The sequence below is a fragment of the Acinetobacter sp. YH16038 genome (assembly GCF_013417275.1).
GTDB lineage: Bacteria > Pseudomonadota > Gammaproteobacteria > Pseudomonadales > Moraxellaceae > Acinetobacter.
On sequence record NZ_VPEG01000009.1, the window covers coordinates 1 to 17,240 of the forward strand.

Below are 17,240 nucleotides of genomic sequence, written 5' to 3' on the forward strand. Positions count from 1 at the left end.
GAGAATTGAGACATCAATATGGCAATAAACTGATCCCACCGGGAAGCCGCTCTAAATTTCTGTCCAACATGGTGTACTTTAGCAAGTTGTTCAAAATCCTGTCGCACAACAGGTTTAATTAGCTCATGAAATACGGTATTCTGATGGGACAAAACCTGAATCCTGGTCGTTAAAGTGTTTGTTTGCACTCATATTTTAACTGTTAGGACTCAGGTTTTTTTATTTAAAGCAAACTATGGGATAGCAGTGATCTTTCGATTCCTTTTTTTATTGCTGAGCAGTTTAGCGCTGCTGGATGACTTTTTTACTTTTCAGCTCTTCCATTTCAGCAGGGCTTAAATACTGGCTCAAGATGGCGTCGGTATCTTCACCCAGACACGGTGGTGCTTTTTTATATTCTACCGGGGTCTTGGAAAGTTTAATCGGCGAACCAATCGAGGTGTAATCGTCACGTAGAGTATGCGGCATCTGAATGACCATTTCACGCGCCAGAACCTGTTCTTCTTCCAAAGCCTGTTTCAGGTTATTGATCATGCCCACTGGGACTTTGACTGCATGAATCAGATCTACCCAGTGTTTTGCCGGTTGAGAATAGAAATGCGCCTGCAGAAGGGTGGTCAGTTCTTCACGATGTGTAACCCGGCCTGAATTTTTCAAGAAACGCGGATCTTCTGCCACTTTGGTCAAACCCACGGCCTGACACAGCGCTTGAAATTGCAGGTCATTCCCACAAGCAATAATGAATTCACCTTCCTGTGCTTTAAACACCTGATAAGGCACAATATTGGCATGGGCATTTCCGAAGCGGCCAGGGACTTTACCTGAGGTCAGATAATTCATGGCTAGAACAGAGAGGGAAGCGACCTGGGTATCCAGCAGTGCCATATCAATATGCTGACCTTCACCAGTTTTTTCACGGGACAATAAAGCAGCTTGAATCGCAATTGCAGCATATAAGCCAGTGGTCAGATCAGCAAAGGCTAGACCTGCTTTTTGCGGACCACCCCCTGGAAGGTCATCACGTTCACCCGTAACACTCATCATACCGCCCATACCCTGAACAATGAAGTCATAGCCTGGTTCTTGCGCACGCGGGCCATTCTGGCCAAAGCCGGTAATTGAACAGTACACCAGACGCGGATTTATCTGGCTCAGACTTTCATAATCCAGACCATATCTTTTCAACGAACCCGCTTTATAGTTCTCAATCACTACATCACTCTGTTCTGCGAGTTTCTTGATAATGCGTTGACCTTCCGGAGTAGATAAATCTACGGCAACTGAATGTTTACCGCGATTGGCTGAAAGATAGTAAGCCGATTCATGGGTATCTTCCTGCTGATTATTTTTAAGCCAAGGTGGTCCCCAGATGCGTGTGTCATCTCCATGATCAGGCTTTTCAATTTTAATCACTTCCGCACCTAAGTCCGCCAGAATCTGGCTACACCAAGGACCAGCCAAAATCCGGCTTAAATCCAGTACACGAAAGCCTGTTAAAGCACCCATCGTTACGCTCCTTGTTCGATGTTATTTAGATTACATGTCATTTTAATAATCGCTTTAAAGCTATATGAAAATGGAAAAACAATCAACTTTACGATACTTAATTTCGTCTAACAAAATAAAACATCTAAAATGATTGAAAAATCATCCTAACTTCTTTAGCCTGATGACGAGAATAAATACGATTCAAAAATAACAGGAAAGGGAAAAGTCTCGGGAATGAGACTATAAGAACAGGAGTAAGTACTGTGCTTTGAAAACGGATCGCGCTTAAAGCGCATGCATACAGAAGTGTGCATACACAAGATCAGAATGAAAAAACCTAAGGATAGGAATAGAGATTTAAATATGACGGAATTAGTAAGAGAACAAGTTTTAGAAAGAGAACTCGCAAAGATAAAACCCACTACCAAACGAACCCAGCAGATTGCCTTTGTATTTGCCTTTTTGGCACTCTTGGTCGATGGCGCGGACATGCTACTGCTATCCTTCAGCTTAAACAGCCTGAAAGCAGAATTTGGTTTAAGTAATTTACAAGCCGGTACCTTGGGCAGTTTTACACTGGCGGGTATGGCGATTGGCGGATTTATTGGTGGATGGGCTTGTGACCGTTTAGGCCGAGTACGTACAGTCGTTATTTCAATTCTGATCTTTTCAGTATTAACTGCAGCCTTGGGCTTTACCCAAAACTATGAACAGTTCGCGGTACTACGTTTCCTGTCTGCGTTTGGGATCGGGTCTTTATATATTGCAGCCAGTACCCTGATGGCTGAATATGTACCAACCAAATACCGGACTACAATTTTAGGTACTTTACAGGCAGGTTGGACGGTTGGCTATATTGTAGCTACTGTATTGGCAGGTTGGATTATTCCTGAATATGGCTGGCGTACACTTTTTTTTGTCGCGATTATCCCATCCGTCATGGCGATTTTTATCCAGAAACTGGTTCCTGAACCAGAATCGTGGCAGCGTGCAAGATTACTGCGTTTATATGCACCCGCTGAAGAAACCACCAAACAGCCTGTTAAGAAAAGTACTGTCAAAGAAATCTTTGCGGATCCTGCGAATCGCAAGATGTTTATTTTATGGATTTTCACGGCTGGGTTTCTGCAGTTTGGCTATTACGGTGTAAATAACTGGATGCCTGCTTATCTAGAATCTGAATTACACATGAACTTTAAATCAATGGCGGGTTATATGATCGGAACCTATATCGCCATGATTTTTGGTAAAGTTCTGGCCGGATTTGCTGCAGACCGTTTAGGTCGACGCGCCGTTTTCTCGTTTGGTGCGATTGGTACGGCGATTTTCTTACCTGTAATTGTACTGTTCAACACCCCCGATAATATTGCCTATCTACTGATTTTCTTCGGCTTCCTCTATGGTATTCCGTATGCGATTAATGCCACTTATATGACTGAAAGCTTTGCGACATCGATCCGCGGTACTGCGGTCGGTGGTGCTTATAATGCAGGGCGTATCGGCGCCATGTTTGCACCTGCGATTATTGGTGCAGCAGCCAGCGGAGGTTCAATTGGCTTGGGCTTCCTGATTATGGGCGGTGCTTATTTCTTATGTGGTGCAGTGTCTGGGATCTTTATCAAAGATCGTCAATACGACCCACAAAAAGCATAATGATCTTTTAAACAATTATATTAAAAATGAGCCTCATAAGGGCTCATTTTTTTATCTGTTTAATTTAAAAATAGAATTTTTATTTTTTATTGGTCCGACTCTTTTTGCAGATGAATACTTTTCAGACCATCATTTACTTTATTGAGTAAATGAATCAGGGTAATCACATCATCAAAAGCCAGTTTATTTAAGGCTTGTCCATAAAACTCAAAAAAATCATCCTGCAGGCTATCCCAGGTCTGAAAACCTTCAGTGGTGAGTGCAACAATTTTGGCACGTCGATCCTGCTCATTGATCACTCGCTCTACCAGTCCATCACGTTCCAGTCTTTTTAATACGGCATCCAGATTTTGTCGGCTTACCCCCAGATATTCGGTCAGATCTGAAAAAGACATACCAGATTTAACTTTAGGACGAGACAGGGCACCCAGCACCGCCCAATGCACGGGAGATATTTTTAGCTCATTTAAGCATTTTCGATCCAGACTATTTCCCACCTGAAACAGACGGAAAAACAGCCGGTTATGAGCGGAATATAAGGATTGATCATATTTTTTTGACAAAGTATCACTCACTATATGCAACATCCTCAAAACTGAAATAGCCAAACGGCGCAAAGTATAACCTATCGCTTTTTCGCATAAATCAGTTTCTTTTATAATTTGTTTTAAAAATCATAGTGTTTTAGCAGAAATCTGCATCTTTAAATCCTGAACTAAGCGATTAAATCATTTAAAAATATCTTTCTTGATATTCACAGTTTCAGTTTGTTCTCTAGCTGAATATCAAGACAGTCATCTAGCAATCTAAAGAAATAAAACATCCTTCATGAAACAGAAACAGCTTAGTAATAAGCTGGGACTAGATATGGGTTACTCTAAAGATAAAAGTCAATATAGGTCAATACATTGAATAAATAAAATTATTAACTAATTGTTATTTAAATATTTATAAAAATATAAATATTATTTTATGTAAATATATTGACATAAATTCAATCTCTTTCTATTTTAGATAAAACACACCGAATTAGAACAACAGCTGATTAAATTCGACAACAAATAGCGTAGGGATAAAGCAATGAAAGGTTTAAAAGACAAGGTCATGATTGTGACAGGCGGTGCAGGCGGAATTGGTTCCGCAACCTGCCGACGTCTGGCTGAAGAAGGTGCAAAAGTTGCCATTTTTGATATGAATCTGGAAGCTGCCGAGAAGCTGGCAAATGAAATTAATCAATACGGTCAGGCGTTAGCAATTCAGTGTGATATTACCCAAAGTGACGTCGTTGAACAGGCAGTCCAAAAAACGGAAGCCGAACTGGGCCCGATCGATGGACTGGTGAATAATGCCGGTTGGGACATTTTTAAACCCTTCATTAAAAGCACCCCAGACGAATGGCAGAAACTGATCCAGATCAATCTGGTCGGTATGCTGAATATGCACTTTGCTGTGCTGAAAGGCATGGTCGAACGTAATTCCGGCAGTATCGTTAATATTGCCTCAGATGCAGCCCGTGTCGGTTCTTCGGGCGAAGCAGTCTATGCTGCCTGTAAGGGAGGATTGCTATCTTTCTCCAAAACTCTGGCACGCGAACATTCACGCCATAACATCAAAATTAATGTGATTTGCCCAGGACCAACTGATACCGCTTTACTTGCAGGCGTGACTGAAGGTGCATCAAATCCAGAAAAATTACGTGAAGCCTTTGTTCGTGCCATTCCACTGGGCCGTTTGGGTCAGCCGGATGATTTAGCTTCTGCGATTGCTTTTTTCTTAAGTGAAGATGCCAGCTTTATTACCGGACAGGTCCTTAGTGTCTCTGGCGGTTTGACCATGAATGGTTAAAGCATCAAATTAATTAACACTAAATTAGACAGATAAAACAGTACAGGACGTAATGAACATGAATTTTGAAGATATCTTATATGAAGTAAAAAACGGTGTAGCCTGGATCACGATTAACCGTCCAGAAAAAATGAATGCCTTTCGTGGTACGACCTGTGATGAACTGATCAAGGCTTTAAATAAGGCAGGCTATGACCGTAACGTTGGGGCGATTGTATTGGCTGGTGCGGGTGAAAAAGCGTTTTGTACCGGTGGTGATCAGTCTGCGCATGATGGCAATTATGACGGTCGCGGTACCATTGGTTTACCGATGGAAGAATTGCATACCGCCATTCGTGATGTTCCAAAACCGGTAATTGCGCGCGTACAAGGTTATGCTATTGGGGGTGGTAATGTACTGGCCACCATTTGTGATCTGACGATCTGTTCAGACAAAGCTATTTTCGGTCAGGTCGGACCAAAGATGGGTTCAGTTGATCCAGGTTATGGCACGGCATTTTTAGCGCGCGTCGTGGGTGAGAAGAAAGCCCGTGAAATCTGGTATATGTGCCGCCGTTATTCTGGTCAGGAAGCGGTTGAAATTGGCTTGGCCAATAAATGTGTGCCGGCAGATCAACTTGATGCAGAAGTTCAGGCATGGGGCGAAGAAATCTGTCAGCGTAGTCCGACCGCAATCGCGATTGCCAAACGCAGTTTCAATATGGATACCGCACATCAGGCAGGGATCGCTGGCATGGGTATGTATGCGCTAAAACTTTATTACGATACTGAAGAGTCTCGTGAAGGCGTGAATGCATTGAAGGAAAAACGTCAGCCTGAATTCCGTAAATATGCCAAATAAGGAGACTCATTAATGAAAAAGAATCCTTATATCACCGAAGATCTAGAATTTTTAGCTGAAACGGCAGAAAAGTTTGCCCAGAAATATGTGGCTCCGGGATTTCTGGAGCGCGACCAAAGCCGAGTCTTTGATCGTGATTTGGTGAAAAAGATGGGTGAAATGGGCTTTATTGCACCAGAACTGCCGGAACAATACGGCGGTCAGGGCATGGGCCGACTGGCGGCAGGGATTATCCATGAAGCCATTGCCAAAGCAGACTTAAGTTTTTCCTATATCAACTTGCTGGCTTCTTTAAATGGTCAGATTCTGGCAGAACATGGACAGCCTGAAGTGGTGGAACCATGGTTAAAAAAACTGACCGCTGGTGAAGCGATTTTCTCAATTGCGCTGACCGAACCGCGTGGTGGTTCAGATGCTGCCAACTTACGTTTAAAGATTGAACGTGATGGCGATGAATATGTCATTAACGGTGAAAAGACTTCGATTTCAGCAGCCGATCAGGCAGATGCTTCAGTGGTTTTCGGCCGCACTGGTTCAAATGAAAGTGGCGCACATGGCGTAACCGCCTTACTGGTACCAATGAATTTACCAGGCATTAGCACGACACGTTTTGATTGTCATGGCCAGCGTGCGATTGGTCGCGGTTCGATCTTCTTTGACAACGTCCGTGTACCGGTAAATCATCGTCTGGGCGATGAAAATAAAGGTTTCGTTCAGGTTATGCAGGGCTTTGATTTCTCGCGTGCCCTGATTGGTTTGCAAGTTTTGGCGGTTGCACGCGTTAGTCTGGATGAGGCTTGGGAATATGCTGCGCAACGTGAAGCTTTTGGTCAGCCACTTACCGCTTTCCAGGGTGTTTCCCATCCGTTAGCAGAATATGAAACGCAGGTTGAAGCTGCGCGCTTACTTTGTCTGCAAACATTATGGTTGAAAGACAACCATCTGCCACATACCTCTGAAGCAGGCATGTGTAAATGGTGGGGGCCGAAACTGGCCTATGATGTGATTCATCAATGCCTGCTGACTTTTGGTCATGCCGGTTATGATCGTGGTGTGATGGAACAGCGCATGCGTGATGTACTGGGCTTCCAGATTGGCGATGGCACAGCACAGATCATGAAAACAATTATCGCTCGGCATAAGGCAGGACGTAAGGCTGTACCAGCTTAAGGAAAGTATGCCCCCGCCAAAATAAGACTATTATAAAAAATGAGGAATAAGCGAATGGATTTCGATGCGGTTCTGATCCCGACAAGAAAAGAGGCCATGCTCAAACAGGGACACTGGCTCAATCAAACAATTCTCGATTTTTTACGCAGTGCGGTAGAAAAAAATCCGGACAAAACAGCTTTAGTGAGTTTTAAGGTCGAGAATCAAACTGAACAGACCTTCAGCTACCAGCAGATTTGGGACATGACCAATAAAATTGCGCTGGGCTTGAAACAGTTGGGTGTCGAGAAAAATGATGTGGTGTCTTGCCAGTTACCGAACTGGTGGGAATTTACCTTGCTTTATCTGGCTTGTAGTCGTATCGGCGCCGTATTGAATCCACTCATGCCGATATTCCGTGAACGTGAGCTGGAATTCATGCTCAAGCATGGTGAATCCAAAGTTTTTGTTGTGCCTAAAACTTTCCGCAATTTTAGCCATGAACAGTTGGCCAATCAGCTGCAAAGCAAGCTGGACACCCTGAAACATGTCGTTGTAGTGAATGGGGATGGCGAGAATAATTTTGATCGCCTGTTGCTCAATCATGGTCTGGAACAGAATGTTGCAGCCGTTGCTGCACTAGATGGACTTGAATCCGGCCCGGATGATATTACCCAACTGATCTTTACCTCGGGCACCACAGGTGAACCGAAAGGCGTGATGCATACGGCCAATACCTTGTTTTCCAATATTGTGCCTTATGCAGAGCGACTGCATTTAACTGAAAATGATGTGGTGTTGATGGCTTCACCGATGGCACACCAGACCGGTTTTATGTATGGCCTGATGATGCCGATTCAGCTCAATACCAAAGTGGTGTTACAGGATGTCTGGGATGTATCCAAAGCAGTCGATCTGATTCATCAGCATCAGGTGAATTTCACCATGGCTTCAACACCATTCCTGAATGACCTATCCAATACTGTGGCTGAACAGCATGACAAAGTCGACTCACTGAAAATTTTCCTTTGTGCCGGTGCGCCAATTCCTGGACCACTGGTACAAAAAGCTCGGGAGATTTTAGGGGTCAAAGTGATTTCAGCTTGGGGGATGACCGAATGTGGCGCGGTCACTACTACCTGTCCAGAAGATGACGATGAACGTTCTTTTAATACTGATGGCATCGCCTTGCCGGGTGTAGATGTCAAAATTGTCGATAAAACAGGGAAGACTAAGCCGGTGAATGAGTCTGGCCGCTTGATGATTCGCGCTTGTTCTGGATTCGGTGGCTACCTCAAACGTGCTCATTTAAATGATACCGATGCAGATGGCTGGTTTGATACGGGCGATATCGCCTATCAAGATGAGAAAGGTTATATTCGGATTTGTGGCCGTAAAAAGGATGTAATCATTCGTGGCGGTGAAAATATTCCGGTCGCAGAAATTGAATCACTTTTATATAAACATCCCAATGTGGCGGTGGTCGCTTTAGTGGCTTATGCAGATGAACGGCTGGGTGAGCGTGCCTGTGCGATTATCAAGTTGAAAGATCCGACACAGTCTTTAAGTTTTAATGAGCTGGTGGATTTCCTGAAAACCCATAATCTGGCAGTGCAATATATTCCAGAACGTTTGGAAATTTGGGATGAGATTCCGATGACACCATCTGGGAAAATCCAGAAATTTAAACTCAGAGAGTTACTGGCCCAGCATATTGCATCAACAGCAGCAGTAGCGAATTAGAATCTCGGCATAAAACTAATAAAAACCCTGATGTGACATGACATCAGGGTTTTTAACCAGCAAATAAGTAACTGGCCTACAATGACTTATATCTGGATGAAATCTTATTTTAATAACTTTAATAGGGCCTCAGCCGTTGCAGCAGAAGATGCCGGATTTTGTCCGGTAATTAACAGGCCATCTTGCTGTACATACACCTGCCAGTCCTCAGCCTTGGAATACTGTCCGCCTTTTTCTTTCAGTGTATCTTCAACTAAAAAAGGCACAATATCAGTCAGGCCAACACCATCTTCTTCAGTGTTACTAAAACCAGTTACCGACTTACCTTCAACGATAGGTCGGCCTTCTGCATTCTTAACATCGCGAAGTACACCCGGTGCATGACAGACAAGTGCCACAGGTTTATTGACCTGTAGAGTCTGTTCAATTAAGGAAATAGAATTCTGGTCATTGGCCAGATCCCATAACGGTCCATGACCGCCCGGATAAAAGACCGCATCAAAATTCTGATTCAGCACATCACTTAATTTATGCGTATTGGCAAGAGCCTGCATGGCCACGTCATCTGCTTCAAAACGTTTGGTAGTTTCGGTTTGCGCATCAGGTTCATTACTTTTTGGATCAAGTGGTGGTTGGCCACCGGCTGGAGAAGCCAAAGTTACGTCCGCGCCTGCATCAATAAAAGTGTAATAAGGAGCAGCCAGTTCTTCGAGCCAGAATCCGGTTTTTTTACCCGTTTCGCCAAGTTGATCATGTGAGGTTAATACAATCAGAATTTTCATATTTTTCCTTAAAATTATCTTGAATGACTTGATGAAATAACGAAACAAAGGAAGGAATCTGACTTCTAACGCAATCAGATTTTTTCGATTGTTTAAAAAATAAAAAGAATAAAATCTGGATAGTTGGAATGATGCTAAATCAATAGCATCATTTTCTTTGAATTTTAGACAGTTCAGTCTTTCTTTTTCTTACCACCGCCGTCCTGCTTATTCACAGTCGACCAGGCAATACGCTCTGCTTCGTCTTCAGAACGACCACGATCTTTTTCACTGTCTTCAATATGCTTAGCTTGCCGTTTTTGTTTTTCGGTATAAGCTGATTTATCACCTCTAGGCATTTTAGAATCCTCATCAGGTAGGGTCTGAAATCACTATAACAAGGGATGATTTTTATGCGGGTAATCATCTGTCAGGATTTGTTTGAATTGTTTTATAGCTTTAAGATGAATTTTATAGATATCCATCAAATTCTTTTTTTTAAAGATGTCTAAAATAAAACGTATCAAATAATTAATAAAAAGTAGATAACAGTTAGAAAGACTGCTATCTACTTTCAAACTTTGATTAGCCGTTAATAATACTGCCACCATTTACGTGAATGACCTGTCCTGAGATATAACTGGCTTCTTCACTGGCCAGAAATAAATAGGCAGGAGCGACCTCACTCGGTTGTCCCATACGTCCCATTGGTGTCTGTTTACCAAAATCTTCCAGTTGTTCTTCATCAAAGCTGCTTGGAATGAGTGGTGTCCATATTGGGCCTGGTGCAACACCATTCACACGAATTCCGGTTTTATTTTTAGAAAGATTGGTAGATAAGCTACGCGTAAAAGAAGTAATCGCGCCTTTGGTGCTCGAATAGTCTATCAACGTGTCATGCCCATGATAGCTGGTGATACTGGTCGTATTAATAATACTGTCACCTGCCTGCATATGCGGAAGCACCGCCTGAGTCAGATGGAACATGGACAGGATATTGACATTAAAGGTCTTGAATAACTGGTCTGGAGAAATATCAGTAATACTGTCCTGCGGATACTGCACACCTGCATTATTTACCAGAATATTAATGGTTTTAAATTCCTGAAGGGTCTGCTCCACCATTTTCTTGATTTCATCAGGATGCTGTAAATCGCACTGAATCAGCAGGCAACGGCGTCCTTCTGCTTCAACCATTTTTTTGGTATCAAGCGCATCCCGGTCTTCATCCAGATAGCAAATGGCAATATCAGCACCTTCACGGGCAAACAATACTGATACAGAGCGACCAATCCCGCTGTCACCACCTGTAATGAGTGCTACTTTGCCTTTTAATTTATCGCTACCTTTATAATTCTCTTTAATGACTTCTGGGGTAGGATCCATTTTAGTCTGGTCACCCGGTTGATGGGCTTGGGTTTCAGTTGAAGCTGGAGTTTCAGGATAGTTATTCATATTTTTTCCTTGATTGCTCTTGATGAAAAAATATATTAGGAGCTTTTAGTTGGGATTAAATTAGACTCAACATTTCATAACAGAACCTGTGCAAGATTTAGCATTTATTCATTTAGCTTAAATTGACACTTTAGAACTGCCTATTTTAGTTATTTAAAGTCGACTTCTAGAATGAAATATCGGGTTTCTTTTTAAGGAAAAGAGCGATAAGCAGGAATATACCTTCAGTGGATTGCAGCAGAGTTAAGTCGATTTAGGAACCAATCTGCAAAATAAAACCAATAACTTATTTACAACCAAATAAATCTAAAATATACAGCTAGATAAGCTACAAGTATTTCTTTACAACTGCGCTTTTAACCAGAATGGAGAAGCACATTGCGCGCTATCCGCTATAAATATATTGTCCTGATCCTTTTATTTTTGCTCGTTGCATTTGGCGTATTTCGCTGGTGGCAAGGGCCACAAGTCACAGGTTATACCTTAAAGCCGATGCCGCTGGTGCAATCAGTCGTTGCCACCGGGCAGGTAATCACCGTTTCACGTGCTCAAGTCGGTAGTGAAGTAACCGGCGTGGTACTAGAACGTCGGGTTAAGGAAGGTGATCGGGTCAAACCGGGCGATTTGCTGGTTGTACTCAAATCGGATGAACTTGCAGCTCAAGTCCGTCAGGCAGAAGTCGCATTGAATGAACTGGCAACCAATCGCCGTCCACAAGCCACCGCAGAATTAGCTTCAGCTAAGGCTCAGCTGGAACAGGCCAGCCGTGAAGCGACGCGCCGTCGCAACGCCGAAGCAGGTATCCTTTCGGCAGAAGAAGTTGAACAGGCTGTAGAGGCAGAAAGGGTAGCACGCAATAATTATGAAACTGTGCGTTTAAAAGCAGCTGCACTGGCACCGGGTCAGGTAGAAGAGGCTTCATTACGTGAGCAGCTTTCGGTGGCACAGGCTCAACTGGCTAAAACCAAAATCCGGGCAACCGTTGCTGGAACGGTGCTGACCCGTGATGTTGAGCCTGGCGATCTGGTTCAGCCAGGACGTACCTTATTTACCATTGCAATGGATGGCAATACCGAAATCCGTGTACCACTGGATGAACGTAATCTGTCACGGCTGGCGTTGTCCCAGAAAGCCACTGCAATTGCCGATGCGTACCCGAATAAGCCTTTCCCAGCCCGGATTAACTTTATTGCACCGAGTATCGATCCTCAACGTGGCACGGTAGAAGTGCGTTTATCGGTTGATCCGGTACCAGATTTTCTGCGTCAGGATATGACGGTATCGGTTAATGTTGAAACAGGTCGCCGTGATCGTACCTTGGCGATTCCGAATGATGCGCTAGGGAAAGTACAGGGCGGTCAGGCCACCGTATTACTGATACGTGATAGCAAAATCCAGCGACAAAAAGTGGAACTGGGTCTGCGCGGACTTGCCATGTCCGAAGTGATTTCCGGTTTAAAAGCGGGTGATCAGGTACTGTCAGATGCAACTTCAACTTTAAAAGATGGCACACGAGTTCGATTTAAGCCCGAAGAAATTAACTATGCCAACCAGAACAATGATGCCAGCAATAAAAATGAATTACCGGTGAAATTCGAGTGAAAAAATTACTAGGGCGTCTCTGGATTGAATGGAAGATCGCAATCAGTTTTTTGCGAGAAGGCCGAATGCAGTCTCTGATGATTACAGTGGGTGTTGCTGTAGGGGTGTCTGTGATTGTTTTTATCTCGGCACTGATACAGGGCTTGCAGTCTAATATCATCGAAAGGACTTTGGGGACACAGGCGCATATCCGTTTATTGTCTCCCGATGAAGTGAACCAAGTTATACCAGCACCCGCAGGCACTGTGCAGCTGGTTCTGGAAGATAAACGGGCCCAAAGGCTGCGCTCTATCAATAACTGGCAAGAAGTCGTAACGACCTTGGATCATGTGCCTTTATTGACAGCTGTTTCTCCAGTGGTTTCTGGACCTGCATTTGCACAGCGTGGTGAAGCTCAGGAATCGGTTGCGCTGGTGGGCATGGATCCAGAATGTTATCAGAAAATTATTCCACTTAAAGAATATATGATCAGTGGGCAGTTACGTGTCGGCGCGGATGATGTACTCATTGGCAGTCAGCTGGCTAAAGATCTGGGTGTACAGGTGGGTAGCAAGCTACGATTAGATACTGGTCAGGACAACAGTACTGTCGTAAATATTGCCGGGATTTTTGAACTCGGGGTACGTGAACTGGATTCGCGCTATGTCTATATGGATTTAAAACAGGCACAGTCTTTACTCAGCCTTCCCGGGGGGATTACCGTAATCGACCTGACGGTAGAAGATATTTTTGAAGCAGAAAATATTGCAACGCAGGTCGGGCGTTTGACTTCCTTACAGGCAGAAAGCTGGATTAAAACCAATGGTCAGTTAATGAATGCCATCTCAGCACAAAGTCTTTCAACCAATATGATTATTATTTTTGTGGCTATTTCTGTCGCTTTTGGTATCGCCAGCGTCTTGTCAGTCAGTGTCGTACAACGGACTCGTGAAATTGGCATCTTAAGGGCAACAGGGGCTACACAAAGACAAATCCTGCGCGTTTTCCTGTTTCAAGGCGCAATTTTTGGCTTGTTGGGGTCTATTATCGGCAGTGCAGTCAGTTATTTACTGGTCTGGATCTTTAATGAATTTGGCCCGGGCCTGTTCTATATTCCAATTTCAATCAATCTGCTATTGCTGGCTTTATTGCTGGCCACATTGACTGGTGTAGTGGCAGCGGCTATACCATCCCGTCGTGCTGCGGCACTTGATCCTGTGGAGGCAATTCGTCATGTCTGATTCATCGAATGAAGTCTTGCGGCTAGAAGCACTACGTAAATCTTATAATATTGGTCAGCCTAATGAAGTCGAAGTTCTGCATGGCATTGATTTGTGTATTGAACGTAATGACTTTGCAGCACTAATTGGTCCTTCAGGCTCGGGGAAAAGTACTTTATTGAATATTCTGGGTCTATTGGACCAGCCAACTAGCGGTGAACTATATCTGCTTGGTCAACCCACCAGCCGTATGGATGACGCTGCACGTACCGCATTACGCGGCAGCAGTATTGGATTTGTATTTCAGTTTCATCATCTGATTCAAGCTTTTAATGCATTAGACAATGTCCTAATGCCGTTAATGATGGCACATGGTAAACCGGATCAAAAAGCTCTAGACCGCGCTCATGAACTTCTGGCTGCAGTCGGACTGGAAAAATATGCACATCGAAAACCGAATGAGCTTTCCGGCGGGCAACAACAGCGTGTTGCAATTGCTCGGGCACTGATTACAGAACCCGCCTTGTTACTGGCCGATGAACCAACCGGTAACCTGGATACCCAGACCGCATCTGAAGTTTTTGAACTATTCCGTAAAGTAAATAAGGAACAGGGCTGTGCCATTTTGCTGGTGACTCATGATCCGCGCTTGTCTGTTAGTTGTGATCGCACCATCAAGTTAGTTGACGGTCTGATTCAAAGTGATACCAAAACAGCTCCAGCAGATATTCCTGAAAATACTTAATCTTTAAATATTTTAAGAATTTGTATTCTGCAATTATGGATTAATGAAGATTTTTCATATCACTTAAGCTTTACAATAAAGCTGATATAAGGTTTGCATCAGGGTGAGTACTTTGGGATCGGAAAGCTGATAAAAAATCTGCTTGCCTTCACGACGTGTGCTGACCATTTCTGCTTTTCGGAGTACGGTAAGTTGTTGTGAGAGAGTAGGTTGGTGAATATCAGTTTGTAGCTCAATCTGTTGCACATTCATTTCACTATCGACCAGTACACATAGAATTTTCAGACGGTCAGAATTCGACAACACTTTTAAGCGTTCGCTCACTACATGAGCCTGAGAAAAATCAATACGTGTCTGAGTTTCATCTGCTGTCATATAAAAACCTGTATTTGTATTAGTCACGCAATATTCAAAAACTGTCTTGATTAATATTTTTAATTATATAATATAAAAATATATATTGTAAGTAGGATATGCTCATGCATGACTTTTTGGCAGCGTTTCTCGGTGGATTACTGCTTGGTCTTTCAGTGGTCGGCTATCTGTATGTCAATGGCCATATTGCGGGCGTGAGTGGTTTGGTTGGGCAAGTACTTAATCGAAAGACGATTTTCAAAACTCCTGCGGTCTGGTTTTTAGCAGGACTATTTATAGTTCCATTTATCTACGGCGTTTTGTTTCAGCCAGAAATTGAGCTGAATGCCAGCCCATGGATGATGGTCATTGCCGGTTTGCTGGTCGGTTTTGGTACACGTTTAGGCTCAGGTTGTACCAGTGGGCATGGCATCTGTGGGATTAGCCGTCTGTCAAATCGCTCCTTTGTTGCGACCGGGTCTTTTATGCTGGCGGGATTTATCACGGTTTATGTTGTTCGTCATCTGGTTGGAGCTATTTAAATGAAAAATCTATTCGCTTTTCTATTTGGTGGCCTGTTTTCAGTCGGCTTAATGCTCTCAGGCATGTCTAATCCTGAAAAAGTTCTGGATTTTCTGGATCTGTTTGGGGATTGGGATGCCAGCCTTGCCTTTGTCATGATGGGGGCTATTCTGGTGGCTTTTATTCCTTTCCAGAAAGCTAAACATAATCCAAATCCAACCACTTTATTTAATGAACCCATTGATTTACCAAAGCATCAAAAGATTGACCCTAAACTGCTGTCGGGTAGTTTATTATTTGGTATCGGTTGGGGAATTGCAGGCATTTGTCCGGCACCCAGTTTTACCCTGATTGGTTTGGGACATTATCAAGCCTTGTATTTTATTGCAGCTATGCTGCTTGGGGTCTGGATTCACCGTAAATGGGCAGGAGTATAAATATGACACAACACCCAAACGTCAAAGCATTTTTTGATAAAAATACCAATACTTTTAGTTATGTGGTGAGCGATCCCCAAACAGCCCAATGTGCCATTATTGATAGCGTGCTGGATTACGATGCTGCGTCTGCCACTACATCGACCGAGCATGCCGATCAGATGATTGCCTATGTAAAATCAAAAGGTTTGACCGTGGAATGGATTCTGGAAACCCATGTGCATGCTGATCATCTGACAGCTGCCCATTATCTGAAGCAGCAATTAGGTGGCAAGATTGCAATCAGTAAGAAAATTGCGCTGGTGCAGGAAACTTTTGGCAAGATATATCATCTGGACATGAAACAGATCAATGCGCATCAGCCTTTTGATTATCTGTTTGAAGATGGTGAGCATTTCAAGATTGGCGAACTGGAAGTTTATAATATTCCTACACCAGGCCATACACCTGCCTGTTTAAGCTATGTGATTGGTGATGCCGTCTTTGTAGGGGATACACTGTTTATGCCGGACTATGGCACGGCTCGTTGTGATTTTCCAAATGGCAGTGCCTCGGTTTTATATGATTCTGTTCACCAGCTGTTCCAACTTCCGCAAAGCACCCGGGTATTTCTGTGTCATGACTATTTGCCAGAGTCACGTCATGAATATCAATGTGAAACCACGATTCAGCAGCAAAAACACCAGAACGTTCATATCCGTGAAGGGATTAGCAAATCTGAATTTGTACAGATGCGACAGCAGCGTGATGCGGGTCTAAGTATGCCTAAACTAATTTTGCCTGCCATCCAGGTCAATATGAATGGAGGGCAGTTTCCAATGCCAGAAGACAATGGTGTGTCTTATTTGAAGCTGCCGCTAAATTATTTTAAGAAGTGATCAATTTATCAGGAACAAAATATTAATCTTTAAATTAAGCGTTTATAAAGTTTGCGAATTTTAATATTCCACCCTATGCTATTTGGGTTAACTCATTTTTATATTTTCAGGGTGCATCGTGCTCAGACAGTTCTTTAAACAGATCTGGTTTGTGATGCTTATGGTCTTCGCCGTAGGCTGGAGCAGCATGTCTGTTGCTTCAACAAAAACGATGCATCTGGAAACGTCAGCCAAGCAGATGAGTTCCCATTGTCAGGAAATGGCAGAAATAGAGAAGTTACATAGCCAGCATCAAGCTATGCATGGTTCTGCTCATGATATGAGTCAGGACATGGATTGCCACTCCGACTTAAATGACCATAAAGATGACTGTCCGGATTGTATTTATAGCTCTTGCCATAACTTGAGTAGCTGGATCGATGTGGAAATCTCGAAGTTAATTCTCCCTGAGATTCATGCCTTAGAAACTACTTTTATTTCTAATTATCAAGCCAAGCACCTTGCCGGGTATTGGCAGGAAATTCTGCGCCCACCTAAAGCTTAATCCTCGTTATTTATATTTTAATAA

19 protein-coding genes are annotated in these 17,240 nt (G+C 43.3%); 12 read left to right on the top strand and 7 right to left on the bottom strand.

The genetic code is table 11. The annotated features are described in order from the left end of the window. Nucleotides 1–152, bottom strand: a 152-nt coding sequence (locus tag FTV34_RS05300) for a DUF4372 domain-containing protein (RefSeq protein ID WP_141214591.1), incomplete at its 3' end; no start/stop codon positions are given. A 130-nt stretch (nt 153–282) separates the two neighbouring features. Continuing rightward, nucleotides 283–1,506, bottom strand: a complete 1,224-nt coding sequence (locus tag FTV34_RS05305; RefSeq protein ID WP_180012227.1) for a CaiB/BaiF CoA-transferase family protein — start codon at nt 1,504–1,506, stop codon at nt 283–285. Nucleotides 1,507–1,851: 345 nt separating this feature from the next. Between FTV34_RS05305 and FTV34_RS05310 the strand changes: the two genes are divergently transcribed. Then, nucleotides 1,852–3,141, top strand: coding sequence for an MFS transporter (locus FTV34_RS05310; protein WP_180012226.1), 1,290 nt, complete (start codon nt 1,852–1,854; stop codon nt 3,139–3,141). Nucleotides 3,142–3,227: 86 nt separating this feature from the next. On the opposite strand, the gene FTV34_RS05315 is transcribed toward FTV34_RS05310, so the two are convergent. Beyond that, on the bottom strand, nt 3,228–3,716 hold the full coding sequence (locus FTV34_RS05315) for a MarR family winged helix-turn-helix transcriptional regulator (protein WP_034706362.1): 489 nt from the start codon (nt 3,714–3,716) through the stop codon (nt 3,228–3,230). 505 nt (nt 3,717–4,221) lie between these two features. Here FTV34_RS05315 and FTV34_RS05320 point away from each other — a divergent pair. The 4 genes from FTV34_RS05320 to aliA are packed head-to-tail and all read left to right on the top strand — an operon-like array spanning nt 4,222 to nt 8,719. Further along, the gene (locus FTV34_RS05320; protein WP_180069146.1) at nt 4,222–4,986 is read left to right on the top strand and encodes a glucose 1-dehydrogenase; all 765 of its coding nucleotides are present in this window, start codon (nt 4,222–4,224) and stop codon (nt 4,984–4,986) included. A 58-nt stretch (nt 4,987–5,044) separates the two neighbouring features. Beyond that, nucleotides 5,045–5,827: a 2-ketocyclohexanecarboxyl-CoA hydrolase gene (badI, locus tag FTV34_RS05325; protein WP_179993043.1), complete on the top strand. Its 783-nt coding sequence runs from the start codon at nt 5,045–5,047 to the stop codon at nt 5,825–5,827. 12 nt (nt 5,828–5,839) lie between these two features. Continuing rightward, nucleotides 5,840–6,997 (top strand): cyclohexanecarboxyl-CoA dehydrogenase, encoded by a 1,158-nt coding sequence (aliB, locus tag FTV34_RS05330; protein ID WP_034706207.1) that lies wholly within the window; start codon nt 5,840–5,842, stop codon nt 6,995–6,997. A 54-nt stretch (nt 6,998–7,051) separates the two neighbouring features. After that, nucleotides 7,052–8,719: a cyclohexanecarboxylate-CoA ligase gene (gene aliA / locus FTV34_RS05335; protein WP_180069147.1), complete on the top strand. Its 1,668-nt coding sequence runs from the start codon at nt 7,052–7,054 to the stop codon at nt 8,717–8,719. A 104-nt stretch (nt 8,720–8,823) separates the two neighbouring features. Here aliA and FTV34_RS05340 read toward each other — a convergent pair whose 3' ends face one another. The 3 genes from FTV34_RS05340 to FTV34_RS05350 form a co-directional block, all read right to left on the bottom strand. Then, nucleotides 8,824–9,501: a type 1 glutamine amidotransferase domain-containing protein gene (locus tag FTV34_RS05340; RefSeq protein WP_180069149.1), complete on the bottom strand. Its 678-nt coding sequence runs from the start codon at nt 9,499–9,501 to the stop codon at nt 8,824–8,826. Nucleotides 9,502–9,674: 173 nt separating this feature from the next. After that, a complete protein-coding gene (locus FTV34_RS05345; RefSeq protein ID WP_180013705.1) occupies nt 9,675–9,839 on the bottom strand; it encodes a hypothetical protein in 165 nt (54 codons plus the stop codon). Nucleotides 9,840–10,065: 226 nt separating this feature from the next. Then, nucleotides 10,066–10,935, bottom strand: coding sequence for an SDR family oxidoreductase (locus FTV34_RS05350; protein WP_125278527.1), 870 nt, complete (start codon nt 10,933–10,935; stop codon nt 10,066–10,068). Between the two features lie 378 nt (nt 10,936–11,313). Here FTV34_RS05350 and FTV34_RS05355 point away from each other — a divergent pair, with 378 nt between their 5' ends. The 3 genes from FTV34_RS05355 to FTV34_RS05365 are packed head-to-tail and all read left to right on the top strand — an operon-like array spanning nt 11,314 to nt 14,481. Then, the gene (locus tag FTV34_RS05355) at nt 11,314–12,537 is read left to right on the top strand and encodes an efflux RND transporter periplasmic adaptor subunit (protein ID WP_180069151.1); all 1,224 of its coding nucleotides are present in this window, start codon (nt 11,314–11,316) and stop codon (nt 12,535–12,537) included. Continuing rightward, the gene (locus tag FTV34_RS05360) at nt 12,534–13,757 is read left to right on the top strand and encodes an ABC transporter permease (protein WP_180069153.1); all 1,224 of its coding nucleotides are present in this window, start codon (nt 12,534–12,536) and stop codon (nt 13,755–13,757) included. Before FTV34_RS05355 ends, FTV34_RS05360 begins: the two co-directional genes overlap by 4 nt. Continuing rightward, on the top strand, nt 13,750–14,481 hold the full coding sequence (locus tag FTV34_RS05365) for an ABC transporter ATP-binding protein (protein ID WP_180069155.1): 732 nt from the start codon (nt 13,750–13,752) through the stop codon (nt 14,479–14,481). The genes FTV34_RS05360 and FTV34_RS05365 overlap by 8 nt, the downstream gene beginning before the upstream one ends. A 63-nt stretch (nt 14,482–14,544) precedes the next feature. Here FTV34_RS05365 and FTV34_RS05370 read toward each other — a convergent pair whose 3' ends face one another. Next, nucleotides 14,545–14,856, bottom strand: a complete 312-nt coding sequence (locus FTV34_RS05370) for a metalloregulator ArsR/SmtB family transcription factor (RefSeq protein WP_125278654.1) — start codon at nt 14,854–14,856, stop codon at nt 14,545–14,547. A gap of 104 nt (nt 14,857–14,960) precedes the next feature. On the opposite strand from FTV34_RS05370, the gene FTV34_RS05375 reads away from it, so the two are divergent. The 4 genes from FTV34_RS05375 (at nt 14,961) to FTV34_RS05390 (ending at nt 17,216) form a co-directional block, all read left to right on the top strand. After that, nucleotides 14,961–15,377 (top strand): YeeE/YedE family protein, encoded by a 417-nt coding sequence (locus FTV34_RS05375; protein WP_004785742.1) that lies wholly within the window; start codon nt 14,961–14,963, stop codon nt 15,375–15,377. Then, nucleotides 15,378–15,794 (top strand): DUF6691 family protein, encoded by a 417-nt coding sequence (locus tag FTV34_RS05380; RefSeq protein ID WP_180069156.1) that lies wholly within the window; start codon nt 15,378–15,380, stop codon nt 15,792–15,794. Between the two features lie 2 nt (nt 15,795–15,796). After that, nucleotides 15,797–16,672: an MBL fold metallo-hydrolase gene (locus tag FTV34_RS05385; RefSeq protein ID WP_180069159.1), complete on the top strand. Its 876-nt coding sequence runs from the start codon at nt 15,797–15,799 to the stop codon at nt 16,670–16,672. Nucleotides 16,673–16,790: 118 nt separating this feature from the next. Beyond that, on the top strand, nt 16,791–17,216 hold the full coding sequence (locus FTV34_RS05390; protein WP_180069161.1) for a hypothetical protein: 426 nt from the start codon (nt 16,791–16,793) through the stop codon (nt 17,214–17,216). Nucleotides 17,217–17,240: the final 24 nt, after the last annotated feature.